Genomic DNA, 25976 nt, shown 5'->3' on the forward strand with positions numbered 1-25976 from the left:
AATTAAATGGATCAGTTACTCTCAATAGACATGGATTTAGACTCCGTTAATACAGATCGACGGGTCCATGATCTATCTGCAGAAAAGCTCAGTGGTTTGGCGTGGGTAAAATCACATGTGAGTGAAATTAATCAATGGGTAAACAATGACGGCTTTGCTTTGTTACGAGGCTTGAACATCGTCAGTACCAATCAATTTAGCACCATATTAGAGACTATCTTTGGTGAACCTTTGAGCCAGTATATCTATCGTTCCTCGCCACGTACGGCGTTGAGAAACAATATTTATACGACGACGGAATATCATGCTGATCAGGTTATTCTGCAGCACAATGAAAATGCGTATTCAAATAGCTGGCCTATGCGAATGGGGTTCTTTTGTGTCATACCTGCGCGCAGTGGTGGTAACACCCCGTTAGCCGACAGCCGCGAAGTCTATAAACACATCCCGTCTCACATTAGAGAAAAGTTTGAGCAACTCGGTGTGATGTACGTACGTAATTATGGCGACATTGATTTGCCATGGCAGGAAGTGTTTCAAACTAATAGCAAAGTAGAAGTGCAAGAGTATTGTCGAAAAAACCACATCGAATTTGAATGGAAAAGCGATGATCATTTGCAAACGCGTCAGCACAGACCTGCAGCGGCTGTGCATCCTGTAACAGGTGAAAAGGTGTGGTTTAACCAAGCGCATTTATTTCACCATTCAAGTATAGATGGCCCTGAGTCAGCTGCAATGCGTAATAGCATTGGCATAGACCGCTTACCACGCAATGCCTTTTATGGCGATGGCAGTGACATTGACCCAAAAGATATTGCACAAATCAATGATGTGTACCGTCAATTGACGTTCTCATATCAGTGGCAGCGAAACGATATTTTACTGTTGGATAATATGTTGTACACCCATGGACGAGAGGCGTATCAAGGTACACGAAAAGTACTAGTTGGTATGGCTTAACCAGAGAAAATGACACCAAGACGAGTCACTGTTTTTTGATATATGCATAAATAGAAAGAGTGCAGAAAAAACAGTGTAGGGCTTTGTTAGTGGCAATTTTGCTGGCAAAGACACTTAGCAATTTTTGAGGATATGAACAATGAAATGGCTTATGTATTCAAAAACGAAGATATTAATTTTGTGCTTTTTAAGCTTAATTTTAGCATCTTGTTTGCAAAAAAAGAGCGTGGCAAAAAATACTGAAATTACTGCCAGCCAATTAGAAATGATTGAAACAACGGTAAGAGATTACTGCGATAAAATGGTGTTTTTTGGCACTATTTATATTACATCAGAAGAGAGCACTGTATATGAAGCCAATTGTGGGCCTCAGAATATTCAATATGACGTAGCTAACACCAAGGAGTCGAAATATCGTATTGGCTCGAATACCAAAGCGTTTGCATCGACTGTGCTATTAAGAATGTTAGAAGGCAAAGATTTACGAGAAGAAAAAGTCGGTGATTATTTGCCATGGTTCCCGAAAAATCAATGTGCAGATGTATCTTTGCATGACTTACTGATCATGTCTTCTGGGATTGATAACTATAGCAATAACGAGCAAGTTTATGACAATTATGGTTGGCGTCCTTATTTATATGATCAGACTCTTAATCTAAACGGCCCGGAAGACTTTAGTAACCGTTTCTGTACGTGTACTGAGCAAGACAACAAACCGTCATTTACACCTGGCTCAAAATACGAATACAGCAACTGTAACTATTATTTAGTGGGTAATATTATCGAACAACTTGCAGCAGGTAGCCAAGGTGATATTAGCCGACAGTTTTGGTTTAGAAATATTGTCAAAGAGCAAATTTTAGATCCAGTTAATATGACTGAAAGTGGTGCGTTCAGTGCTATTGGCATTTACCAAAATATGACTACGGGCTATATCTCAAATCAAAATCAATATCTACCCCTTGCAAATGGTCGTCCTCCTTTGACGGGTGGCCCTGCACCTTATGAAAATATTTTAGTGAATCCGTATAGTAACCCATTGGTACTGTACTCTGCAGGAGATATGTACTCGACAGTGGAAGACATGCACAAATGGGATCAGGCGCTTTACACCGATAATATATTAAATGAAGCACAAAAGTTGGCGGCGTTTGCTCCGTATTCAAATACGGGGAGCACCAAAGAGTGTGAGTACTACGGTTATGGTTGGTTCGTCACTTACATCGACCCGAACCAGTATGGGAAAGTCGCTGATTGTCCAGCAGATCCGACTGAAGCAAATCTCAGAAAATATGAGAAATTTATACAGTACTCAGGTAGTTACCCCTATTCATGGGTGACCAGCTTTAATCGTTTAATTGAACGAGATCAGTCTGTGATGGTATTTAGTAACTATGTGAAAACAGGGACTGAATCAGATTGTATTGCGGGCGAGATCAGAAATATTATTTTCTACAGTGATAAACATCGTACTGAAGCGTGCCAAACCGTATTAAATGACGCATAGCCAGCAGAGAATGGTTTATACATATTAAATAGAAATTGGGTGACTGAAATACGTTGGAACCAAGCCTGTACAAGGAATGGTTGATGTCCAATCTGGATTTTGGAAATTCATACAAGTTTACTTTTTTGTTTATCAATAAAGAGAAAAGTGAAAAGGGCAGGTTACTGATTAGAGTGTGATCTCAAACCGGTAACTTGGTGGGTTCAACAACTGTTTTAATCTAATTCATAGAGGAAATAATATGACAGCGGCAAAAACAGCGAAGGAAGAAAAGGCGAGTACAGCGGCGCCAGAACAAGATGCGAATCTCGTTGAGGTAGAAAACCGAGCTGCCGTAGCGCAGTTAATCGTTGATAAATATAGTAAATGGTCGTTTGGTAGCGGGCTAATCCCGATCCCTGCGGTCGATTTGGTTGCGTTAACAGGCATTCAAATCAAAATGATCGGCGAAATTGCTGAAGTTTATGGTCAATCTTATAGTGACAATAAACTTCGCGGTACGATTAGTGCAGTGATTGGTGGTTCGTTTCCACAGTCATTAGGTGGTGCAGGGCTAAGCAGTTTCCTTAAAGCAATACCGGTTATTGGTACTTTAAGTTCACTGGCATTTATGCCTGTTGTATCGGCTGCATCGTCACACGCAGTGGGCACGACGTTTATTCGACACTTTGAAACAGGCGGTACATTGATTGACCTTAATCTTAACAGTATTAAAGGTGATATCTCTGAGATTGCAGCAAAGTATCGAAAAAACAAAGATGATGTAGATGCTCAACCTAGCAAAGCTGCAGTTTAAGTAGAATGAGCTAAATCCTAAATAAACCAGCAGGTTTCTGTTGGTTTATTTATCAACATGACAGGAATTTGAAATGATTGTTACATTGTATTTAGTACTATGTGTTTTGTCTGGATATTGGGGAAGGAATACCTTTGCAGGACCGGTTGGATTTTTTCTAATTTCGTTATTATTAACCCCATTTGTGAGTTTATTGATGTTACTGTTAGCACAGAAAAAAGGCACAGAGCAAAACGAAGAAGTATAAACACGTGATATATGGAATATAAGTTCTAGCAAACTATATACTTAATATGGCCAAAGGTGATGCTGCTAGTTTCTTGCGGAAAATATAAAATGGAATGCGGAGTATGTGGTACTTTGGCTTTACTCTATTGCCAATAGCGCGTTATTTGCGAGCCATTAATAACAATTAAAAGACAATAAAAATGGTATTATACGATTTAATTAGTCGAAACATTAAAGTTAAAAGAAGGACCTTTGCAATACTTGGTTGTATTTCAGGGTTAGCCAATGCATTGGTATTGGCATTAATAAACAATGTGGCAGAGAATATTTCTGATATTCATAAAGAAAACAATATTTTGTATTATTTAGTATTGTTCTCTTTAACGATTGCGATATACGGATTTACCCAACAACGATTAATGACCAAAGCGGCTAGAATGGTTGAGAAAGCCATTGATGGTTTGCGAGTAGAACTATTTGAATGCGTGCGTCATACCGAATTATCAACCTTGGAAAAGATTGGTAAAGAAAAGATTTTTAATACCTTAAGTAAAGAGTTACAAACCATTTCTCAATCAGCGCAGTTGTTTGTGATTATTGGGCAATCAATTAGTCTGGTATTTTTCACCTCTTTATATATTGCTTATCATTCTGTCACTGCATTTGTGGTACTCACCGCACTGATATTATTAGGCGGCAGTATTCACCGCTTGCGCGCGGATGAAATTCAAAAGAATATGCAACTGTCATTTGAAAGTGAAAATAAGCTGATCCAGCGTTTGTCCGATTTACTTGAGGGGTTTAAAGAGGTTAAGTTGAGTGTGCCAAGAGCGCAAGAGTTAGAGCATGAATTTGCCATGGACTCAGCGCGGGCAAAACGCTCAAAAACCACCACGCAAACGCTATTCGCAACAGATTTTGTATTATCGCAAATTACCTTTTTTGCAGCCACTGGGGCAATGGTGTTTGTGGTGCCGGTATTTTCGAATGTATATACCGATGTGGTGATAAAAGTAACTACGGCATCGCTATTTTTAATTGGACCTATTACTAGTATTGTGGGAGGTATTCCCATTTTTACCGCCGCCACGGAAGCTGGGCAAAATGTATTAGCATTAGAAAAAGAACTTAAACGGGAACAAGCGCAGTATAGCCGTGAAAATGACGAGCAAGCACAAATATCTTCCTTTAACGAGATACGTCTTGCGGGTGCGTATTACCAACATAATCGTACACCGGGCGACAGGCCTTTCTTTGTTGGCCCAGTAGATTTTGAATTAAAACGCGGACAAATTACGTTTATTACCGGTGGTAATGGCAGCGGAAAAACCACCTTTATTAGAATGCTGACCGGTTTATATGAACTGCAAGCAGGGCAACTTATACTGGATGGGCAGCCATTAAACGAGCGATCATTAACGGCATATCGCAGCTTATTTACCGCCGTATTTGCCGATTTTCACTTATTTAAACAGCTGTATGGGATTCATAATACCTCACAGCAAGAAATAGACGAATGGTTGACATTTTTAGAAATGAATACCAAGGTCGCCGTGGTAGATGGGGAGTTCAGTACCATTGATTTATCGTCAGGACAAAGAAAGCGTCTCGCGTTGTTAAGTACCATATTAGAAAATAGACCAGTGTATATTTTTGATGAATGGGCGGCGGATCAAGACCCTATATTCAGACGTAAATTCTATGAGCAAGTACTACCAAGGCTTAAAGCAAGAGGGAATACTGTGATAGCGATCACCCATGATGATGCATATTTCCATCTGGCAGATGTGCATTTAAAAATGGTAGAAGGACAAATAATGGCACACCAGGAAGTTGAAACTGACGGGGTATTATCATGAATATTGTATTTACACCTGATACCACATTGGTCGTACTGGCGGGGTTATGTGTTGCGCTACTGGTTACCAACATTGGTATGCGTATTCTTAAACGATATAAACCTAATGTGCGCAAGCAAATACTATCGTGGCGTTTTCGGGCAGGGATCACACTCCTCATTTTTATGTTTTTAGCTGTGGTGTTGATCCCCGTAATGTTTATTAAAATAGACTCGGGTGAAGTGGGCGTATTGTGGAAGCGGTTAGGTGGTGGTACGTATATGCACCAACCGTTTGATGAAGGAACGGTGTTGGTGATGCCATGGGATACGCTGACCATTTACTCTAGCCGCTTCCAAACGGCCCATGAGACGGTATTTGCGATTACAGCACAAGGCTTGCGGATCACCCTAGATATTACCGTGCGATATCGGCCAGTGGTTGAGCATATTCCTTATTTACATAAATTGGTTGGCCCTGATTATTTAAACGAAACAGTGTTACCTGAGGTGAACTCTGCAGTGCGTATGATTGTCTCAGGCTATACCGCAGAAGAAGTGTATGGGCATCAACGTACAGAAGTGCAAAATGCACTACTAAATGAAGTATTAAAAGAGTTAAAGTTGCAAGAGCAAACCATTTTAGAACAAGAGGAAGACTCTGAAAGCTTAATGAGGGGCCATGCGTTAATTAACTTAGACGATGTATTGATCAGACGTGTTGATATACCAGAGAAAGTACATAACGCGATTATTTCTAAAGTGAACCAGCTGTATTTAAATGAAGAGTATGAAATGCGCCTAGAAGTGGCAGATAAAGAAGCCATGCGCAAAAAGAAAGAAGCCAAAGGTATTAAAGATTTCCAAGAAATGGTTAGTGGTGGAATTTCTGAAACTTACCTCAGATGGCGGGGCATAGAAGCCACGGTTGAGCTGGCTAAATCAAATAATGCCAAAGTGGTTGTGATTGGCAGTGGCAAAGATGGGTTACCTCTCATTTTAAATACTGAAAGTTCGCAAGGGCCGATTATTAGCCCTCAGGCAGCCCACGGGCAAAGCAAAGAGAAAACGCATAGCAAAAGCTCACCTAAACGGCCCGAAAGAGAATATGTAAATACCGATGACAAAGAGCTGGACTTACAAGCGGGTGAACCCCTTAGCAATGGGCATTTATCGACGACCCAAGCAGGAGAGGTGTTGAATAAAAAGTAATAAATGGCAGGGTTAGTCGAAAGTAAATAAGCCGCTGCTGAGGTTCTCACTTTAGTAGCGGTGGTGCTAAAACATTCTCTTGTGTTTAATAAGTGCTTAATGAGTGTTTAGGGACATGATTAGCATGTCTGCGTAGATAGGGTATATTGACTTAACGTAGGTGTTGAGGTTGCATATAACAAACGAATAGGTACAACGATTTTTTTACCAAGGAGTAGAGCCGTGCTAACAGAAGCAGTAAAAGCGTCTATCAATGAAAGTGTGTTGTGCTGGTTAGCAACGGTTGATATAGATGGCGTGCCAAATAACTCCCCCAAAGAAGTTTTTTTAGCTCATGGTAATACAGCAATATTGATTGCGGATATTGCCTCTCCAAACAGTGTTAAAAATATACAAGGTAACGCCAATGTGTGTGTTAGCTTTGTACATGTATTAAAACAAAAGGGTTTTAAATTAACTGGAACTGCCACTTACCATCGCAAAAGCACTCCTGGTTTTGATGAATTATTTACACACATATACCCAATCACAGGAGAGCAATATCCAGTCAAAGGCATCATTCATATTGAGATTACCACTGTTAAACCAATTGTAGCCCCAAGTTATTACTTACAGCCAGATCTTACTGAGCAACAGCAAATCGCCAGCGCGCGAAAAGTGTATGGTGTTTAAAGGGGGTGATATGAGAGAGAATGAGTGCAAAGACAAAGATATGCAAAGAGCGTGACACCCAAAGATAGAATGTATTGGGAGCGAGGCACGACTGTATAGAAATAACAGAGATAATATGCGTTTTCCCCTAGTTATAAAAAACGATGTCATAGCTAAATCCAGATGCGGTAAGTTTACCGTGCTATTCGATAGGGCATGGAGAAAGGGTGAGTTTGCCATGGTTATATATTTTGATTGGCGTTTAAATAAATAGTGGTTGAGTAATACAGTTTAGCAAGATATTAATAACGCATGTTTTATTGGGTGTCTATTCCTGACTAATGTGAGCCCGTAAAATACGCGTTTGTATTTGTTTTCATTTTATATTATTTTGACGAAATTAAACGGGACACTTGCCTGATTTCATCGGTAGAAAATAAGGCCAGTGTCCTTCTAAAAAGCTGTTAGAATTCAAGAGTAAATATGAGCAGAAATTATAAATACACAATATTAATTAGATTTTCATCTTCGACAAATCACTCTATCGGCAGTTTTGATGTTGAGTATCCATATTCAAACAACTCTAGTTTGCAAGACAAGATTGTCGTTAAAGAAAAGTCGATTGTAATTACTGCTAATCGAAGTAAGAAAACTTCCATTTCTGATATTCTTCATAACGCGAATACTGCTATGAACCGTCAGATATCAAAGTCGTTAGCTTATTACTATGCTGCTGTTGGAGAGCCTAATAAGATTACAAGCATTAAGGTTTCGAGACACCTAAGCGGTAAACTACAAGAAGAAGAAAGTATAAATAAACTTGGGGTTCGCCAGATCATAAATTTTGATAATGGCTTGGAACATTTAAAACAGATTAATCGCAGTGAATTAGAGACACTTTGGAAAGAATCAGAAGCTGGTCATGCTCTTTTGTATGCAGTGACCCACCTTATAAGCTCTTGCTCATCGTCAGAACCATTTCATAGGTTTGAGGCGTTATGGAAGTGTTTTAATTCTATCTACAAGCTAAAGGCGGAGAGTACACAAGATTCTCAGTCTTTGAGAAGTTTAAGAACGCATATGATCGCAAATACTTCGAAATATCCGCTTTCAATAGCTTATGTAAATCCCATGACACACGACTGTATATTTTCAATAGTCAATTGGCGAAATATGATCCTAAATGACTATAAGCAAGAGTCTCATAGTGGGTATCTACTTGGTTTTATTGAGCGGATTTCTGATGCTAGGTTAATTAAGAAAATTGAAGACTCACTGCCAATTCGTAAACAATTTTTAGATAATAAGGGGCATCTACCCGCAGTTCTTGCTCATATCCAACAAAAAAAATCACTGAACGTAAATAATGACATAGAGATCGTCGCATTCATGTGTTTAAAGTATTTATACTTTGCTCGTAATAAACTAATCCATGCAGAGCGTGTGCACCCAAGTTTTCATTTGGTAAAAGAGCATTCGAATGAAGAGTTGAAAATTGATAAGTGCAGTTTAATTTTAAAGCTACTTGTTATTGATCTACTAAACTTCAATACAGAATTCTAACAAGGCATTTAAACGGAACAAAAACAGTGGGTTACGTTTCGCTTCGCTACACATTTTAACCCACTATTTTTGTTCCGCTTAATGCGGCGTTAGAAGCCCTTTGCAAGGATTAGCATTCATGTCTACTAGAGAAGCAATTGATACAATCACTGGGTATTTTTATCAATTCGATAAAACTATTCTTGAGCTTTTACAACAGGAAGAATCTAATACATTAGTTTGTATTGAAGGAATTGAAGACATTGATGTTGTTACTGCAGATGAAACTAGCGCTATTCAATGTAAGTATTACGCAAAAACTGAATATAATCATTCTGTTATAAAAAAACCAATAACACTCATGCTTCGTCATTTTGCAGAAAACCGTAATAGCGATGTTAAGTATCATTTATATGGTCATTATGAGTCAGGGCATGAAAAACTACAGTCGTTGTCATGTGCAAGCCTCAAGAGTAATTTCTTAACTTATAGTAAAACTGAAAAAGATGATGGTGGTAAAAAACAAAAGGTCACTTATTGTATTTATGAAGAGCTTAATCTAACGGATAATGATCTAGGAGAATTTTTAGATATATTAACGATAGATATTCACGCGCCATCTATCGAAAATCAGTATAAGTTAATAATCGACAAAATAGCTAAAACATTAAATGTTTCAGAATCTGAAGCGGAGTTTTATCATTATAATTCTGCACTGAAAGTTATACAAAAATTATCGATGGAACAAAACAGAGATAAGAGGTATTTGTCAAAAAGAGAATTCCTAAAACTCATAGCTGTCAAAGATGAAGTTTTTGACGCATGGTTTATTAAAAGAAAGGGGCGTTCTACATATATAAAGTCAGTAAAAAAAGAATATTTATCAAGTGGCCTTAATATGGAAGCATTTAGCCGATTCTTTTTAATCGATTGCAGTTCTCATGAAAATCTAGCAGATCTTAAAGAAGCTATCCTTCTTCTAGCAAATAAGTGGGCTAAAATTTCAAAAAGGCAAAAACCATGTTTTTGCCCATCAATTTACCTTAATGGTTTAGAACCAGAAAAACAGATTGAACTTAAAAATCAAATTTACTCTTCGGGGATTGTTTTTAAAGATGCGTACCCGTTTAAAGGTTCAAAGTTATCTTCAAAGCATTTTAATTCAGATCCCTCTCTTGAAAACAAAGTGAAATTCAAGTTCGTTGACTCGATTGAAGATTTAGAAGCATTGATTAAAGAATCAGATTCTACAGTTGAGATATACCAGTTCTATAAGGACGGGGTATATTTTTCTAACGATCAGAATAAACACATAAAGATTAAAGTTGAAGATATTAGCTACGTAAAGGATTTAACTAAATGACCGAATCAATAAGTGCCGAAGTAATTTCGGTTTATCCAGATAAAGTAAAAGTATCCATTGATGATCTAGATTCATTTCGCTTGGCAGAAGAGCACCTCAAAGTTGGCTCATACCTCAGAATTGCAGATTGTGATGATGTTGTATTAATAGCTGTCATTGATAGTTTTTCTATTGAAGTAAAAGATACTGGAGATAGAAAATATATTATAGAAGCAAGTCCTCTAGGAGTAATAAAAAATGAAATTTTCTCTCGTGGTGGAGATTCTATTGCAATTCCTCCTAAAAAAGTTGAACCTGCAAAAATAAGTGAAATTGAAAAAATATATGCTTATGGTTTAGTGGATAAAGAAAAATTTGATTTTTCTCAACTGTCACATAACGGTGGTGTTCGTGTTCCCGTTGATGGAGATAAATTTTTTAACAAACACATTGGAATTGTCGGTTCTACTGGTTCAGGAAAGTCACATACAATTGCCACGATTCTTCAAAAAGCAGTTTCACAAAAAAGTAATCAATATGAGGGGTTAAATAACTCCCATGTAATAATATTTGATATACATGATGAATACCCATCAGCATTCCCATCATCTAATAAATTGAGTGTCGATGATATAGTTTTACCTTATTGGCTTCTAAATAGTGAAGAGTTAGAAGAGCTATTTCTTGATGCTGGTGATAACAATAATTACAACCAATCTTCAGTATTGAGGAGTGTTATCACTCAAAATAAAAAGAAACACAATCCAGATGTTGAGAAAATATTTTACGATAGTCCACTTAAGTTTGATATCGAAGAAGTTTTAAATTGCCTTATTAACCTTAAAAGTGAAACAAAGAATTCAAAGGCTGTAGATCGCTATATGATTGCGGGTGAGGAAGGAGATGCTGAGAATAGTTCAACAACAGCAAAGTCTGGTATTTTCTTGTCCAACGAAGACAAGCTTGATATGTACTTTTCAAAATTATACGAATTTAGGCCAACTAAAAACTCTAATGTAACGAAAGGTGATTATGCTGATGGTACCCTAGATAAATTTGTATCGAGATTCACCTCAAAGTATAAGCAAGATCGTCTAAAGTTTCTCTTTGGAACAGCGTCTAAAAATATTTCATTCGAAGAGACAATAAGGCAATTTCTTGGCTATAAAAAAGAACAGGAATCCAACGTAACAATTATCGACTTAAGCGGAATTCCATTTGAGGTACTAAGCATTACAGTGTCTCTGATTTCTAGAATACTATTTGACTTTGGTTATAACTATAAAAGGTATGCTAGTAGCAAAGAAAAGAAACAACATGATATTCCAATCTTGCTTGTTCTTGAAGAGGCACATAAGTATGTACCTAAAAGTGATTTAGCAAGATTCAAAGCTTCAAAAAACTCAATAGAAAGAATTGCAAAAGAGGGGCGTAAGTATGGAGTAACCCTTCTATTAGCAAGTCAAAGGCCATCCGAAATATCAGAAACCATTTTTTCTCAATGTAGTAACTTCGTTGCAATGCGTTTAACTAACCCTGATGACCAGAATTATGTTCGAAGAATTTTACCCGATACTTTTGGGAATTTAACCTCTAACTTATCTTCACTTCAAACAGGTGAAGCCTTACTTATGGGGGATGCTGCAATTTTACCTTCCCTTGTTAAGATTGATAAGACAGAGTTGCCGCCTTCGTCTTCTGATATTCCTTACTTGAAACTTTGGAAAAGTGAATGGGTCAACCTAGATTTTGAAAAGTTCACAGATCAGTGGAAGTCTTAACGGGCTTCTAACAAGGCAATTAAACGGAACAAAAACAATGGGTTACGTTTCTATTCGCTCCACATTTTCGGTATTTTCGGTGGTAACGGTAAGATGGGACAGTCACAAATTTCTTGCATAATTGGGTGGTTTAACTACTGTTTATACATCCAGTTCGTTTGAGTGATTAAGAGAGAAATTCAGATGACAAGAGCAAGGAATGCTTTAATTGATTTGTCTGCAACGCCTTATTACCATTTAATAGCACGGTGTGTACGCCGTGCTTTTTTGTGTGGGGAAGATAAGTATTCAGGAAAGAACTTTGACCACAGAAGAGAATGGTTGGTCGAGAGAATGAAGTTACTCAGCAGTGTATTCGCAATAGAAATAGCGGCTTATGCGATTATGAGCAACCATTATCACCTTGTAGTGAAAGTAAATAAGCAAACCGCACTTGATTGGTCAGATGATGACGTTATTAAGCGTTGGTATCAACTTTACAACGGTGATTCATTGGTAGACAGATATATCAGTGGAGAAGTACTAGATGATGCAGCGATGACTTTCTTCAATGAAATAGTGTCAAAGTGGCGTTCGAGGTTGTATGACATTAGCTGGTATATGAAGAACCTGAACGAATTCATAGCCAAAGAAGCGAATAAGGAAGATAACTGCACAGGTAAATATTGGGAAGGCCGCTATAAGTCACAGGCATTACTTGATGAAAGTGCGCTACTAAGTTGCATGGCGTATGTAGATTTAAATCCAATCAGAGCGAATATGGGAAATACGCTTGAAGAGAGCGACTTTACGTCAATTCAAGAACGGTTGCTGCACTTTAAAACACAAATAAAAGACAATAAAAAAACACAATTAAATCTCTCCCAAAGTATTCCTCAAAAAGATGACCCAGCCCATATAAGCCAACCTACGGAATTAAAACCATTTGGTGGAGAGCACATAGCAGGGAGTATTCCATTTAGCTTATTAGATTATTTCGAACTGGTAGATTGGAGTGGCCGCCATGTGCATCCCAAAAAGAAAGGCTATATAAGCCACTCGATACCAAGAGTATTAGTGACTCTCAATATAGAAGAAACGGTATGGTTAGAGCAGGTACAAAGCTTTAGACGACAATATGCAAACTTTGCAGGGAGTAAACACGCTTTAAGACAACAGGCGGCAAAGAATGACGTTAAATGGTACAAGGGGGCTGGGTAATACAGTATTTTATCTATAGAGCATAAACACTATCAAAACGGACTAGGCAAGCACATTAGCTTACTGTTTTGCTTTCCGTGTTGTGAATGAAGTTACTGGTACGCTTCCAGATTGCACGTGGCTTGTATTGGTGAATGTACAATTATGTGCCTGTCCTATTTTACTACTGCCTACTTTTTTCCATTTCCTTATGGGTCGGCAGGGGCACTAGACATTCATCGGTTAACCTCATCATGGCACTATTCAAGGCGACTGGTTTCATCATTGCAGGCAATAATATGGGACAGGCACAAATTTCTTTGAAGTATGCAAAATCGGGGTCTTACGATTTAACGAAATGGCTAATTCAAGTGAAGAGACTATGAAATTAGCACGAACGAGTTAGCTGCAGAGCTTGCTGAATTAAATCAACGTGTTAACCTGCTTAAGTGTTCAGGCTTGAAAAGTGCGTGTGTGGTGAGAATATCTTTGATAAATCGGCGAAAATTAGCTCTAATTGCATGATAAAACGTACTGAGTAATGTAGGGATAGCTTAAGCGCGAAAGACAAGCCGATAAAATAGGCGTAAGACACCTTACGTCACTAAAAGCATAAATAACACCAACTCTGACACATCGAGCAGGTAGCGGCTCAGTCCAACAAGCGATTATGCAGCACAAACAACGTGCTGCATAAATACTAAATAGTTATTTGTCTGATTGAGTGTATTTATATAGTTAAAACTAAAGGTTCCAATAGATAATAATGGTGAGCGTCAATAATCAACATATTAACTCGAGAATGTGCACACGCTGTGGGTTGCAATACAATTTCAGAGAGGATGTATGCCCACACTGTAAAGATGTATCGGATATTGAAGCTGTATATCTCAGGAAAAAATATAAGTCTAATCTTTCGAGTACAAGCACTCTTTTAACTCGTGTGTTTATTGTTGGTTTTGTGGTTGTAGCTCTTATTATGGTAATGTTTAGTTTGTGGTAAACACATAACAAACGCATCAAAAATGACGTAAAACGCTTGGCTGGCGTTAGTTGCTTAAGGAGTATGTTGTATGATTCTAATAGTGTTAATAACCTTAGGTTGCGCAGTTTTTTTCAATGTTGAGTATTATTCTAATTTAAAACGAATCCGTTCATATCTTAAAAGCAACGATAATGAATTTTGTAAAAAGTATAGTTTAGATTTAGGTAGCGTCATGCTTGGTACAGAAGACGTAGAGTGGAATGCTCAGAAATATATACTTGAGAGAAAGTATATTGGTCACTCTGACGTTAAGCTGGTTGAAATGTGCGATAAAGCATATAAAAGTGGCTTTTATACAATAATTTCATTTGTGGCTCTATTGGCAATTTTCATCATTAATGGTGCAATAAGCAACTAACACATATGAGCCTTAACTCTGTCAATAGAGAGTAAAATAGGACAGTCAAAAATTTCTTGTATCATTGGGTGGCGTTACATTGTAATGTTGAGCGAATAATTATGTGCCTGCCCTGTTTTATTTCTTAGAGCGAATAATTATGTGCCTGTCCTGTTTTATTCTGTTTTATTTCTTAGCAGAAGAAATACGTCCGAAGTGGATGGGTTTTGTGCCACGATGGTCTTCGATATAGGCGACTTCAACAGATTCTTTATGGGTACCTAAGGCAATGAAAAGTATGCTATGTTTAGTAATGTTAGCCTCTGCTGTTTTAGTTATTTGACAAACTAATTATGGCTCTGGCTTATTTTTAAGCTAACCCACGAAAGCGGAGGCTAACACCGTGTGGGAGTCATTATGTCTAGTGTCTTCATCGAGTATTAAATATATATGATTGAATCAATTGAGAAAGACGTAAAGTCATACGAAGCTAAAGCGGGTGCTATGCTTGGTACTATTAACACCTCAATATTTTTTATCGTGTTGTTCTCTATCTATGTTTTAATGCCCGATTTTTTTCAATCAATTTGTGAAATTTTATCTAGAACAATGTTGTCCTTGATTGATGAAGCATCTACAGAACCAAATTCAGGCAATGGTTTGCGTGGTGCTTCAGAGGTCTTTCTTTCTCTATCAAAATCTCGTGACACGGTTGGTGATTTGAAAGGAGTTCTTACTACTATTCCTGTTTTATTTGCAGCAATATTTGCTGGTAGTTATGTAAATTACAGGCTTATTTTTAATAAACTGCATGAGCTTAATATGTTAAAGCATAAAGAAAATATTAAAAAAAGTGAGCAGGAACACACTAACACATATGAGCCTTAACTCTTTCAATAGGCACTAATGGTCTTTTTGGCCGTTTTTATACAGTGACGGCCACCTATAAATCAATAAACAAATTCGTTTACTTCGTCTGTCTATGTGGCTGTTAAGCAAGTTGCTTACGGCAAACACATAGTGAGGCTCTTTTATTGCGGTCTCATCGCTGCCTACTTTTTTCTATTTCTTTATGGGTTCGCAGGGGCACTATGCCTAAAAGGATTTAGGTAGTAGAGCGAAGCAGGGCGCCAGAGCTGAGACATTAGAAAAAGAGGACAAACACAAATTTTGCATTCCTACTGTGTGTTGGTAAGTGAGGCAGAAAAGCCTCGGTATTTCCTACGTATGCATTTTTCAGATGAAGCAGACTGCTTTCATGATTTAAAGTTATCAAGTGTTTGTATGAGAGGGGAACAGGCATAAAATGTGGTAGTTTTATGCCTGTTCTTTTTTGGTACTGTCTTTTTGTATATTGAGTATACGTGGTGGGTCCGCTTTGTTAAGTATCAATAAAACATTGTTGGTTTATCTATTTTTGAACAATTGACGTGCTTTCTTCTTTAGGAGGTTCAATATTGTTAGCCAGTTTTATTTTACTTTTCCAGTGATAAAGCCCTATTAACGAGAGGATACAAACTGCGATGGAAAATATACTCGCTTCGGGGCCGAAGTTACCACCTGTGATCCACTCATCTACGCCATGAAATGTTGGTTTTAACCACCCAGCTGTATTGTGACCACTTACGCCAAATCCTAGAATGTTACCTTGCGCCCAATTCCAGCCTAAATGTAGGCCGATAGGTAATGCAAGGCTATGCGTCTTTATATATGCAAATCCAAAAATGAGTGACAGTAAAAATAAATTGAGAGTCGCAAATATCTCCGTAGTACCTTCCATACCTGGGTTGCCCGCATGGCCAAATGCAAACAGGGACGCGATTAACAGTTGTGCGCCTATCGGGCCTATACCCTCTATTAATCGTTGAAAGATAAACCCACGGTGCAAGAGCTCCTCAAAGAATGCGCCTAGTAAGAATAAATATAATCCGTAGATAACGATATTAATATCTCTTTCTTGGTTTAACTCGAAAGTTACTCCATCAATAGCGTAAATCAACAGCACTGTGATTAATATCATTCCTATGCCCGCAAAGGTGCCGATAAAAAATTGTTTGAACCAATATAGATTTATTCTTATCCCTACATCGGATAGAGATTGACGTCGTATTCTTAAACATATATAAGTCACAAAGAATAATAGAATTAAAGACACGGGCTCTAACATGTGTTCTGTAAATCCGATTTGGCTTAATACCTGTTTGACTGGCTTGTAAATTGGTCTGGTTAAAGCAATTAAGCCAATAAAGAGTATTATCCACCACCCATTTCTCACTTTCTTATTATCATCATAGAAAATATTTTTCATTGTTATCCCTGTTATATCATTTATAATTATTTTTCAGAAAAGAGGTGGAATACCCCTTACTAAGGCAGCGGAGTTATAGAAATACCTACTGTGGACAAATAATGGCAAGAGGTGTGCCATCATTTATATTTATAAAATTCAATGGTTTATGTTTTTTAGTGGTTGCTTTGTAAATTGAACATGGTTATTTTTAATAAATAGTAATCAAAATGCCTAAGTTTAGGTGTTTATCAATTAAAATCAGAATTGATAAGGTAGACATTATTCTCTAGGGGCAAGTTCAACGATGAGGATCCCATTGATTATTTGTTTGGAGCCAATAAGAACCTAATAAGCCGATACGACAATCATGGTACGAAGAAAGCAATTAAAAGGGGTCGCTGGTAATATCGCTTAATTGTGTTCAAGTAGAAACTTTGATTAGGCAGTAAGGTGGGGCAGTCACAAATTTCTTGTATCATTGGGTGGCGTTACATTGCAATGTTGAGCGAATAATTATGTGCCTGTCCTGTTTTATTGCTACCATTATGCGAGAAGTAAAGAGGAATAAACCTCCTTACTATACTTACTTCGATGAATCTGCAGAAGACTTAGCAGCCGAACGTAGAAAGAAACCAAGGCACGCAAAAAAGTTTGCTAATAAAACGCTTTATCAGCATGTTGTACATAAATTGCAAGCAGGTTGGTCACCAGACGCTATTGCAGGACGGCTTAAAAAAAACCACCCAAATGACAAGGGAGAATGTGTCAGTCATGAGACAATTTACCAATGGGCTATTAAAGACTATCAAGTTGGTGGAGAACTCTATAAAGCATTACCAAAACGTCATAAGAAGAGAAAAAAACAAAGAAAATATGGAGACTTAAGAGGAAAGATAAAAAACCGAGTTAGTATCCACGAGCGACCTGCTCTTGTTGAGAAACGGTCTCGTATTGGCGACTGGGAAGGTGATCTTGTTGAAGGAAAGAAAGGTTCAGGATATATAATTACTCACGTGGATAGAGCAACAAAATATCTAATGGCGCAAAAAATAGAAAATAAAACAGCAGAGCTTTTCAATAAAGTAACGATTTCAATGTTTATAACGTTAGATACTTCAAAGAGGCTGACGCTCACACTTGATAATGGGAAAGAGTTTTCACTTTTTAGTAAGCTCGAGAATAGGCTTAATATGGATATTTACTTCGCTGATCCTTATTGCTCATGGCAGCGCGGGACAAATGAAAATACAAATGGGTTGATACGTCGATATTTCCCCAAAAAAACAGATTTTTCGACTATAACTGATAATGAACTACAAGAAGTAGTACACAAAATTAACAGTCGCCCAAGAAAGATTTTAGATTATCAGACGCCTGAGGAAGTCTTTTCACTTGATAGTTTATAATGGTGCACTTGCATGTTGAATTCGGGTCCGCTGTTTTAAACAGGCCTTTAGCGGCCAAACGAATGTGAACGGATAATAGTAGCTGCAAAGTTTTGTACAGACATAGAAATGCTGCAAAACACGATATAGCAATAGTCGCTGCTTTTTAAGTAAAACGCCATTTGCACTAGCTCTAAATACCCGTCAAATGACGCTTAAATAACATAATGCAGGCTAGAATAAAAAGTCACCAAACGATTTAACCGAAATCGGAACTCCACTAGGGGTGAGTCATTAATAAAAAATAGAAAAAACGGGCAATCTTGTAAACATACTAGCGGGCTAAAGAGGTTAAATGATTATGGAATTTTTAAGAGTCGTCATTGCGACTTTAGGATTTATTGCTGGCACATTCTTAATTATGGGCATGCTTTTTGTCCATTTTGACTGGACATACATGCCGGCTGGCTTTCTATTTTATCTATTTGCATATGCTGTTTGGCCAAGTAAGCAGCGAGGTAAGCGCGACTCAGAAAGCACTATAATTGACGCGCTTGAATTTATTGTAGAGCTCCCCGTCGAGTTAATAATATGGTTTTTACGAGCACTTGGTCGCTTATTTAGAGGATCATTGGCCGGTAAAGGAGATGGAGTTGACGTCGATTTTTAGTAAATATGGCTTATCGTGCTGTCGAATTGTGAATTAATGAACCATGCGACACAATCTGCATATTGATAAAGGAAAAGTAGGAGTCAATTCACTCGCTTCATAATACTTCGGGTAGGTGCTGAGTGGTGATTGTTTTTATGCCGGTATATACGTGTAATCAAATAGTATTGGGAAGTAATACAAGTGCGCTATTAAGTGCTTAATATAAATGAATTAATCGAATCTTCATTGGCTATGAAGCTAATAAAAGCATGTTATGTTTATTTATATGAGTCTCAGCTTTTTGTTAATTGGAAAATTTATGATGGTTCCGATTTAAAATTAGGCTAACTCTGAAAGCGGAGACTAAGGCGTAAAGAAGTTACAGAGTTGAGCTTTACAGTTATTAGGAGGCAGTTATGGATGATGATACAAAGAGGGATTTAGAATATCTTAAATCTATGGTTGACTATTTAAGACATCTTGGTTTGTTATCTTTTGCGGGGTTGGTTCTCACCTCTAATTTATCGATTAAAATGTTTACTGATCCTACGTGGAAAATATTTGCGTTTTTGTCGGTTACTGGTTTTTTCTTAGGCATAGTTTCTTCTTTGTTATCACAAGCTGGGCATATAGATCGTATTCGTAAAGATCCCATTTATGAAGTACCTCTAAGCAATAATTTTGCTTTACCAACAGCATTATGCTTAGTTGGAGTGCTTGCTGGGATTATGTTTATGGCTGCTTTTGTATTATTAAACTGGTGGTAAAGCTTGCAGGTAATTGGATGTACAGTCTTAATGTAAAGAAAGAATAGGCGCAAAGTTCTGTACTCATTATTATGTTCAATATGTTTCGACCTCCTCGTTATATCTCAAACACCATTCAAAATCAAAAGCAGGCAGGTATTCGATATGCTTGCCGTATTATTTTTCAAAACGTATTAATAACCCTCGACTCTACCCGCAGTTTGCTCGAATACGACTATTTAAGTTTATTTAACCTCAGGTTTGGATAAGGGTTTTGGAATAGAAAATGCTTTGAAAACAAACTTACGTACAATCCAATGATGATATTTTGTTCAATATCAAGGCGCTTTTATGCAGTAATAGCGGGCTATTACAAATGAAAGCAACGCCGAGAGTGAGAAAAATAGCTTTATTGGGCAAATTCGCTTATCCAGAGCTGAGGTTATTTACATTGATAACTTACTGATATTAATTTACTGAGCAGGAAAGGTACGTATAGGTTTTTGTCGTAAAGGACCTTTGTACGAGTAAGAAATAGGGTAAGCGGCAGGAATAACCTTTTTATAAAGTGCCTTGGTGTGTTTAGGTCTAACTTTTCTTCATGTTTACTGTTCAACTTTTCTATCATTTAACACTTATCTCATGGAAGCTCTACTGTTCCTGTCAAATCTAAGTTTCAGGCCTTTGATTTTAAAGCTTATTATTTTTTAAGATGGTTTAAGATTTACTAAGGATAATTCACAACGACTTTGGTTATTGCGGTGTTAGCTTGTCGGTGTTTTTGCACAGAACGGTCGGCTTACGATCATTTTTTGCTTAATCATCTCCATTTTTGTCAGCTTGATATATGCGCTTACGCGGCCACGACACACAGGTCGCAGCAGTATAAATCAAAGCAGAACAAGAGTGTTTTATTTACTAGGTTTGCACACAGAAAAATATTATGTGAGCCTACAACAGGAATTGCTAATATGATCAATAGTTTATTTAGTAAACGATGCTGCGTAATTGCAGTGGCATCGGCTTTTTCCACAGCGGCATACAGTGCCAGTATCAAAATAGATGATGCGGTGATAGAACGTTTTGGCATAACCCAAAGCAGTTTAAAAAGTAGTATAGGAAATTGGATCGATGGAAGATACTTGCCATATACCAATTATGGCCAATATTTTTCTATTACAATCAATGGACTGACTACTGTAGTAACAGAGAAACCAAATATAAATTGCAATTATTGGGTAGCGCTTGAGCACTTTAAAGGTGTGCCTTATGCTATTTTGTTGGCCGGTGATGATAATTGTGGTGGCGCAGGTCAGGTCGTTTATAGTGAAGCAGCCAAAAAGCTCGGGGGAGAAAAGCACATCAGGGTAGGTGGTTATGCTTATACTGATAAAGACACGATTGTGTTCAGCAAAGCTTCAGACCCAAAAGAGGTGGCGACTATTTATCCTAGTGGCACAAAGTATCTATACTTTGGACATCAGAATGCTCAGACTGACGAGCTAGCACAATTTGAGATAGAAGTTGTTGATCCTCAATATGACAAGGTGCGACTGAGATTACGACATAATATTGGTAGCTTGTCTGATAAGTACCTCACTCGCGTTGCGGGTAAGTTAACTGTTTCACCAACAACAGCGCCTAGCGGTGAACAATCGGTATTCAAAATTGATTTTTTCAATGACACGAAAGAAAACACAGGTATACAGCTCATTGCCGATAATGGCGCATCTTTATTGCAAAGCAACCGTAATCACTCATTGTGGCTAAATAGCGATGCTCATACTGCACTCACTATATCAACCTTAGGGCACCTCAGTGGTATTGGGAATGTACCAAGTATTGATGGCAAAGATCCACAGAGCTTACAACTCGCACAAAAAGCAACCGTTGCTGGTTTTGAATCGTTTCACGCGCCTTTAAAAGAACAAGACTATCCTGAAAACTTGACGTTTAGGATCAATGAAGTACCTGATATGGCGCAAACGCAGAGCTACTTTGACGATACAAGCTCGGTATTTTTAACGCTGAGTCATCAAGATGTTCGCGTTATGCTTGATAAAATTAAGTATCAAAGCAAAATAATTGGCGCTGACTATGTTTATCCGATGAAGTCGGTAATTACCGTTGAGAACAAGAAGGGGGACCAGTTTCAAATATATGATAAACGCTTTATGACACCTGCCGAGTGGGAACAGCTTAAAAATCTCGCCGTGTCAGCGACTGGCAATAGAGAACCAGGTTCCGTGACGGATTTAAGTTCTATGGTATTACCTACTTACATAGACAAAGATCACTTAACTTATTTAGCAGATACACGCTGTAAAACAACGGGTAACATTTCATATGTGAAGCAGACTGATAGCTGTATTTCTTATGCCGCTGATTTTAGTGATTTACAAACTAATGCACTTACACCGCGCTTTATAGTGGCTAAGTTACCAACACGTGTCACCGCAGACAAAGTGCAAAATTTTAGCCATAAGCGCATGGTTTCAGCTGCTTCAGCCGTCTATAAACAAGCTCAAAATTATCTGTTGTCAGATAAGTTCTTACAACGAAAAATGGACTTAGATGCCATTGAATACCTAGGTTACTTGGCGACTGTAGGGTTATCAAGCGAAGAGAAACAGCAGTTTCGCTCATACCTGTCTAGCACCTTAGACACGAATGCATTAGCTGCTATGCGCCCAGCCGCACAAAGTTTTTCTTTGGTACATAATGTATATCTAAATCAGTATGTGCAAGGTACCGATTGGTTTAAAGAAATTGAATCTCGTCATTATCTTTTGTCTGATGGGATCTACAAGCCACATTTGAGCACCTTCGCGTTTGAGGCTTTTGCAACGATGCCTGAACACGCCAACTATACCGCCTCACCTTATTCAATGCTGCCCGCTTATGATGCACCGTTGGTGATCTTTGGCACTATGGCGGCGGCATTGCAAACAATAGAAAAGTTGCAAGGGCGAGATGCTGCGCATAGCTTTTATGCGAAAAACGGTCAAAATTATCACAAATTGTATAAAGCCTCTTCTTTAATACTGAATCAGTATGGTCAAAAGTGGATCCCCGCTAACGATAGACCGTTAAGAAGAGAATCAATAATTTATCACGCAGCTTATGAGTATGCGCAACGTTCGTATAGCTCTCCAAATGAAGTGTTGCAGTCTTTTTGCGAGTTAGATGATGCAAGCAAAAAAGCCATATTGACGGAAGATACATTGGCTGATTGCGGCTTAGTTCAACTACATCAAGAAGAAAGTGATATCGCAGAGATAAAAAAACGCCAAATCGCACGCTTTATGCGCGTAGAAAAAACGCATATCTCAGGCGGATGGGATGAAATATTATTGCCTTTGATCAGTGGACCATTGTTGGACTATGTATTTACAGGCTCACTATTTGGTGAAGAGTTTGATGGATTGCTTGAGGAGCTTGGAACAACGGATGCAAGCGAAATCGAGTTAGATACAGTTGGAAGTGAAGAAGCAGCTGAAGTGACAGAAGAAGGGTCTGCAGCAACGGAGTTGGGTGAAGAGTTATCTGAAACGCGTTTTAGCCAAATTTGCTCTATTTAGCCATTTGATTATTGAGGTTTTTATTATGTATGTAAGATTATTTTTAGTTGCTTTCTTTTACTTAATGTCTTCTGCTGCCTTTGCAGCAGGTGGGGAAGGTGCATGTGCACTGCCTAATGCGGGTGAAGAAATAGCAGAGCAAGGTATTACCGGTAATACTGAACTTAATGAAGATGAAAAATTTAAAAAAGCGGTGTCTCTGGAAGGCCAATATTGGTCGATAAGGCGAGGAGGGAGCGATGCTGTGCAACTTACTGGCAAAAGAACACAGAATGCGGCCGCATATGCTAGAGCTAAAATGACCGTTAACGATGAGCTGTTACAAACTGATGGAAACATTAATATTAATGTTAAATATGCTCAGGTGAAGAACGAAAGTTGGATCACGACAGTGAGTTCTGATGCGCCAGGAGAAGCAAATTACCGCATAGATAACATTCAAAAATATATGAAAAAAGTAGAAGCGGAATATGCAAAAGTAGGGAACACATTGAACGACACAACAAGAAAATATATTACGGAGTATTTACAGGCCAATGAGGCTGGTGGTGGCGACCTCTTGTTAAACGAAGTGAGTGGCTTGCCAGGAATGCATGCCGAAGTACAAGCGTTTAATAGGATAGTAAACTTGGCTGAAGATGAAGGTGTTACCCTGACTGCGCAAGAGTTAAATAAGATTACAATTGCAACGGTTCGAGTCTCTAAAGACCCAGTTAAAATTGGCGCTGATTTTGTCGCTTGTCCAAATTGCTCAGGCATTTTAAACGGCGCAGGTGTCAATATTATCACGGATAATCTGCCTGATTAATATTGTATGTTAATTAACAACGGAGTGTTGCTAGGAATGCTTTAAGTGATTTGTTTGCAACGTTTTACAGCCCTTTGATAGCACGGTGTGTACACTGTGCTTTTTTGTATGGAGATGATAGTCATTTAGCATGGGGGAGCTGGAAGCAACTTTGATCAGGCAAGGAAGTAGGGAGCGGGAAGTTCTGATAATGAAGTAGCTGAATAGTGTACTTACGCAAGCTTTACGCAGAACAACAAGTTTTATCCCGACGGGCGGCAGAAAAGGATGTTAAATGATATAAAGTAATTGGGTAGTACGGCATTTTTTGCAAACTGTGCCTATTTCGGGTTACATTACAATCAGTTTAACATGGCCATACTTTTCGGCACTGGAGATTGAAGAAGGAAATTATGCATCTTGCTCAATTGAATATAGCCAAAGCGAAATATGCTTTAGAGTCTGAAAATATGACAGACTTTGTAGATAATTTGGAACCGGTCAATCATCTTGCCGATTTAAGTGAGGGGTTTATCTGGCGCTTGCAAGATGAAACTGGCGATGCGACACAGATCAAGGCTTTCTCAGACCCTAAAATTATACTAAACATGTCGGTTTGGGCATCAACAGATGCACTTAAGCACTTTATGTTTAAAACGCATCACAAAAGCTTTTTAAGCCGTAAAAAAGAATGGTTTCATCAACTTCCAGAACAAAGTTATGTATTGTGGTGGATACCGACTGGTCATATACCAACGGTTGAGGAGGCTGTAGATAAATTAATGTACCTTCGTAAAAATGGCGATACGCCCCATGCCTTTACTTTTAAAAGTCTCTTTAGTTCAACGGAGTATGAAGCGCATAAAATTGAAATCTCATAAATCCTGCCAATATCAAACAATAATAATGGCTCAGGTTAATATGTTATTGTTGTTTTAATAATTATAAGGCTGTAGTTAATAAAGGAACAGATAATAAGTGTCGTTATTTTTGAGTGTTGTTAAATATAACCATATAAAATCAACTATAAGGAAAAGGTTAATGTATATAGCAAAACTACTTGCTGGAACGATGTTCGTATTATCCAGTTTATATACCAGCAGTGCGCTTGCTGGCCCTGAAGGTAAGGATGCGATATGGCGCGCAGTGCATGAAAACCCACACAGAACAACAAAAGAGATTGAACGAGACCAATACCGCAACCCTGAGCAGGTACTGCGATTTATGGGTATTAAAGACACTTCAGCAGTAGGTGAAGTTGCCCCCGGTGGAAACTGGTATACCCATATTCTGGCTCCTTTACTAAAAGACAAAGGCCGTTATGTTGGTTTGCAGCACAACCCGGAATACTACGGTAAGTGGCCTAAATGGGCTGAAAAATTGGCAGCTTATCCAGATGAAATTAGAAACAATCCTGATTTATATGGCACCAATGCAATTGGGGCTTTTCTTCCTGTAACCAAAGGCTCAGCAGTAGAGCAAGGGTTGTTAGATGTTGTTTTCATTACGCGCACAATGCATAACTGGCAAAATCAAGGGCGATTAGACAATGGTTTAAAGCAGGCAAGGCAACTATTAAAAGAAGGGGGGACGCTGGCCATTGTGCAGCATAGGGAAAATGAGAATTATAAAGGAGATCGGGTATCTGCATCAAAGCGTGGCCGTTGGAAGCAAACAGATCTTGTGAATGTGGTTGAGTCGTTCGGGTTTAAATTAGTCGCCAGCTCTGAAATAAATGCAAACCCGAAAGATACGAAGAACTATGAGAAAGGTGTTTGGACATTACCTCCGAGCCTAGCGTTGAAGGAAAAAGACCAAAAGAAATATATCACCATTGGTGAGTCTGATCGCATGACCTTAAAGTTTGTTAAATCGCAACTCTAAAATAAAAGCTGTGAGATTTTAAAAATGACAAAGGCGTTTCATATAAGTAGTATGCAAGCGTCTTAACTATTAGCAATTTGTGTAAAAGTTTACCTTTATACTCGATATTATACCTACCTACTATAAATGATAGTGGGCCACGATAGCTGTTAATTTAAAGCTTAAAGGAAATCGTGGTAGTAGTTAAAAATCCTACATGATCAAACCTCATTTAAACGTGAAAAGAAAAACTAA

General features: G+C 38.1%; 20 protein-coding genes and 2 pseudogenes. 20 read left to right on the forward strand and 2 right to left on the reverse strand.

Annotated elements, in window-relative coordinates; genetic code table 11:
* Nucleotides 1-6 precede the first annotated feature (6 nt).
* The 12 genes from PAUR_RS07305 to PAUR_RS07360 all read left to right on the forward strand — a co-directional run bounded on the left by PAUR_RS07305 (nucleotide 7) and on the right by PAUR_RS07360 (nucleotide 14438).
* Entirely contained in the window at nucleotides 7-960 is a 954-nt protein-coding gene (locus PAUR_RS07305; protein ID WP_192507126.1) for a TauD/TfdA family dioxygenase, read from the forward strand.
* Nucleotides 961-1099: 139 nt separating this feature from the next.
* On the forward strand, nucleotides 1100-2467 hold the full coding sequence (locus tag PAUR_RS07310) for a serine hydrolase domain-containing protein (RefSeq protein WP_192507127.1): 1368 nt from the start codon (nucleotides 1100-1102) through the stop codon (nucleotides 2465-2467).
* A 241-nt stretch (nucleotides 2468-2708) separates the two neighbouring features.
* Nucleotides 2709-3263, forward strand: a complete 555-nt coding sequence (locus PAUR_RS07315; RefSeq protein WP_192507128.1) for a YcjF family protein — start codon at nucleotides 2709-2711, stop codon at nucleotides 3261-3263.
* Between the two features lie 73 nt (nucleotides 3264-3336).
* Nucleotides 3337-3510, forward strand: coding sequence for a hypothetical protein (locus PAUR_RS07320; RefSeq protein WP_192507129.1), 174 nt, complete (start codon nucleotides 3337-3339; stop codon nucleotides 3508-3510).
* Between the two features lie 181 nt (nucleotides 3511-3691).
* Nucleotides 3692-5350, forward strand: a complete 1659-nt coding sequence (locus PAUR_RS07325) for a cyclic peptide export ABC transporter (protein ID WP_192507130.1) — start codon at nucleotides 3692-3694, stop codon at nucleotides 5348-5350.
* Nucleotides 5347-6540 carry a prohibitin family protein gene (locus PAUR_RS07330; RefSeq protein WP_192507131.1) on the forward strand — a complete coding sequence of 398 codons (1194 nt, stop codon included), beginning with the start codon at nucleotides 5347-5349 and terminating at the stop codon, nucleotides 6538-6540. Before PAUR_RS07325 ends, PAUR_RS07330 begins: the two co-directional genes overlap by 4 nt.
* A 222-nt stretch (nucleotides 6541-6762) precedes the next feature.
* Complete coding sequence (locus tag PAUR_RS07335; protein WP_192507132.1) at nucleotides 6763-7212, forward strand: pyridoxamine 5'-phosphate oxidase family protein; 450 nt, start codon at nucleotides 6763-6765, stop codon at nucleotides 7210-7212.
* Between the two features lie 462 nt (nucleotides 7213-7674).
* On the forward strand, nucleotides 7675-8754 hold the full coding sequence (locus PAUR_RS07340; RefSeq protein ID WP_192507133.1) for a hypothetical protein: 1080 nt from the start codon (nucleotides 7675-7677) through the stop codon (nucleotides 8752-8754).
* A 118-nt stretch (nucleotides 8755-8872) separates the two neighbouring features.
* The gene (locus PAUR_RS07345; RefSeq protein WP_192507134.1) at nucleotides 8873-10096 is read left to right on the forward strand and encodes a DUF4297 family anti-phage-associated protein; all 1224 of its coding nucleotides are present in this window, start codon (nucleotides 8873-8875) and stop codon (nucleotides 10094-10096) included.
* Entirely contained in the window at nucleotides 10093-11856 is a 1764-nt protein-coding gene (herA, locus tag PAUR_RS07350; RefSeq protein ID WP_192507135.1) for an anti-phage-associated helicase HerA, read from the forward strand. Before PAUR_RS07345 ends, herA begins: the two co-directional genes overlap by 4 nt.
* A gap of 183 nt (nucleotides 11857-12039) precedes the next feature.
* On the forward strand, nucleotides 12040-13056 hold the full coding sequence (locus PAUR_RS07355) for a transposase (protein WP_192507136.1): 1017 nt from the start codon (nucleotides 12040-12042) through the stop codon (nucleotides 13054-13056).
* A gap of 1052 nt (nucleotides 13057-14108) precedes the next feature.
* On the forward strand, nucleotides 14109-14438 hold the full coding sequence (locus tag PAUR_RS07360; protein WP_192507137.1) for a hypothetical protein: 330 nt from the start codon (nucleotides 14109-14111) through the stop codon (nucleotides 14436-14438).
* A gap of 171 nt (nucleotides 14439-14609) precedes the next feature.
* Here the strand turns inward: PAUR_RS07360 and PAUR_RS07365 are convergent.
* A pseudogene (locus PAUR_RS07365) lies at nucleotides 14610-14732 on the reverse strand (IS110 family transposase); the annotation flags it as partial.
* 135 nt (nucleotides 14733-14867) lie between these two features.
* Here PAUR_RS07365 and PAUR_RS07370 point away from each other — a divergent pair.
* Nucleotides 14868-15305, forward strand: coding sequence for a hypothetical protein (locus PAUR_RS07370; RefSeq protein WP_192507138.1), 438 nt, complete (start codon nucleotides 14868-14870; stop codon nucleotides 15303-15305).
* A gap of 523 nt (nucleotides 15306-15828) precedes the next feature.
* Here PAUR_RS07370 and PAUR_RS07375 read toward each other — a convergent pair.
* A complete protein-coding gene (locus PAUR_RS07375) occupies nucleotides 15829-16725 on the reverse strand; it encodes a CPBP family intramembrane glutamic endopeptidase (protein WP_192507139.1) in 897 nt (298 codons plus the stop codon).
* A gap of 521 nt (nucleotides 16726-17246) precedes the next feature.
* Here PAUR_RS07375 and PAUR_RS07380 point away from each other — a divergent pair.
* The 7 genes and pseudogenes from PAUR_RS07380 to PAUR_RS07410 all read left to right on the forward strand — a co-directional run.
* Nucleotides 17247-18113, forward strand: a pseudogene (locus PAUR_RS07380) (IS30 family transposase); the annotation flags it as partial.
* Between the two features lie 334 nt (nucleotides 18114-18447).
* Nucleotides 18448-18762, forward strand: a complete 315-nt coding sequence (locus PAUR_RS07385; RefSeq protein ID WP_225738309.1) for a hypothetical protein — start codon at nucleotides 18448-18450, stop codon at nucleotides 18760-18762.
* A gap of 398 nt (nucleotides 18763-19160) precedes the next feature.
* On the forward strand, nucleotides 19161-19511 hold the full coding sequence (locus PAUR_RS07390; RefSeq protein ID WP_192507140.1) for a hypothetical protein: 351 nt from the start codon (nucleotides 19161-19163) through the stop codon (nucleotides 19509-19511).
* A gap of 950 nt (nucleotides 19512-20461) precedes the next feature.
* On the forward strand, nucleotides 20462-23071 hold the full coding sequence (locus PAUR_RS07395; protein ID WP_192507141.1) for a hypothetical protein: 2610 nt from the start codon (nucleotides 20462-20464) through the stop codon (nucleotides 23069-23071).
* Nucleotides 23072-23096: 25 nt separating this feature from the next.
* A complete protein-coding gene (locus PAUR_RS07400) occupies nucleotides 23097-23879 on the forward strand; it encodes a YwqJ-related putative deaminase (RefSeq protein WP_192507142.1) in 783 nt (260 codons plus the stop codon).
* A gap of 392 nt (nucleotides 23880-24271) precedes the next feature.
* A complete protein-coding gene (locus PAUR_RS07405; protein ID WP_192507143.1) occupies nucleotides 24272-24739 on the forward strand; it encodes a DUF3291 domain-containing protein in 468 nt (155 codons plus the stop codon).
* Nucleotides 24740-24899: 160 nt separating this feature from the next.
* Nucleotides 24900-25742 (forward strand): class I SAM-dependent methyltransferase, encoded by an 843-nt coding sequence (locus PAUR_RS07410; RefSeq protein WP_192507144.1) that lies wholly within the window; start codon nucleotides 24900-24902, stop codon nucleotides 25740-25742.
* Nucleotides 25743-25976: the final 234 nt, after the last annotated feature.

The sequence above is a fragment of the Pseudoalteromonas aurantia 208 genome (assembly GCF_014858725.1).
Taxonomy (GTDB): Bacteria; Pseudomonadota; Gammaproteobacteria; order Enterobacterales; family Alteromonadaceae; genus Pseudoalteromonas; species Pseudoalteromonas aurantia.

Excerpts from the sequence above, each read along its gene's own strand:
- PAUR_RS07305 (WP_192507126.1), top strand. The coding sequence starts at position 7 with ATGGATCAGTTACTCTCAATAGACATGGATTTAGACTCCGTTAATACA.
- PAUR_RS07310 (WP_192507127.1), top strand. The coding sequence starts at position 1,100 with ATGAAATGGCTTATGTATTCAAAAACGAAGATATTAATTTTGTGCTTT.
- PAUR_RS07315 (WP_192507128.1), top strand. The coding sequence starts at position 2,709 with ATGACAGCGGCAAAAACAGCGAAGGAAGAAAAGGCGAGTACAGCGGCG.
- PAUR_RS07320 (WP_192507129.1), top strand. The coding sequence starts at position 3,337 with ATGATTGTTACATTGTATTTAGTACTATGTGTTTTGTCTGGATATTGG.
- PAUR_RS07325 (WP_192507130.1), top strand. The coding sequence starts at position 3,692 with ATGGTATTATACGATTTAATTAGTCGAAACATTAAAGTTAAAAGAAGG.
- PAUR_RS07330 (WP_192507131.1), top strand. The coding sequence starts at position 5,347 with ATGAATATTGTATTTACACCTGATACCACATTGGTCGTACTGGCGGGG.
- PAUR_RS07340 (WP_192507133.1), top strand. The coding sequence starts at position 7,675 with ATGAGCAGAAATTATAAATACACAATATTAATTAGATTTTCATCTTCG.
- PAUR_RS07345 (WP_192507134.1), top strand. The coding sequence starts at position 8,873 with ATGTCTACTAGAGAAGCAATTGATACAATCACTGGGTATTTTTATCAA.
- herA (WP_192507135.1), top strand. The coding sequence starts at position 10,093 with ATGACCGAATCAATAAGTGCCGAAGTAATTTCGGTTTATCCAGATAAA.
- PAUR_RS07355 (WP_192507136.1), top strand. The coding sequence starts at position 12,040 with ATGACAAGAGCAAGGAATGCTTTAATTGATTTGTCTGCAACGCCTTAT.
- PAUR_RS07360 (WP_192507137.1), top strand. The coding sequence starts at position 14,109 with ATGATTCTAATAGTGTTAATAACCTTAGGTTGCGCAGTTTTTTTCAAT.
- PAUR_RS07370 (WP_192507138.1), top strand. The coding sequence starts at position 14,868 with ATGATTGAATCAATTGAGAAAGACGTAAAGTCATACGAAGCTAAAGCG.
- PAUR_RS07375 (WP_192507139.1), bottom strand. The coding sequence starts at position 16,725 with ATGAAAAATATTTTCTATGATGATAATAAGAAAGTGAGAAATGGGTGG.
- PAUR_RS07385 (WP_225738309.1), top strand. The coding sequence starts at position 18,448 with ATGATTATGGAATTTTTAAGAGTCGTCATTGCGACTTTAGGATTTATT.
- PAUR_RS07390 (WP_192507140.1), top strand. The coding sequence starts at position 19,161 with ATGGATGATGATACAAAGAGGGATTTAGAATATCTTAAATCTATGGTT.
- PAUR_RS07395 (WP_192507141.1), top strand. The coding sequence starts at position 20,462 with ATGATCAATAGTTTATTTAGTAAACGATGCTGCGTAATTGCAGTGGCA.
- PAUR_RS07400 (WP_192507142.1), top strand. The coding sequence starts at position 23,097 with ATGTATGTAAGATTATTTTTAGTTGCTTTCTTTTACTTAATGTCTTCT.
- PAUR_RS07405 (WP_192507143.1), top strand. The coding sequence starts at position 24,272 with ATGCATCTTGCTCAATTGAATATAGCCAAAGCGAAATATGCTTTAGAG.
- PAUR_RS07410 (WP_192507144.1), top strand. The coding sequence starts at position 24,900 with ATGTATATAGCAAAACTACTTGCTGGAACGATGTTCGTATTATCCAGT.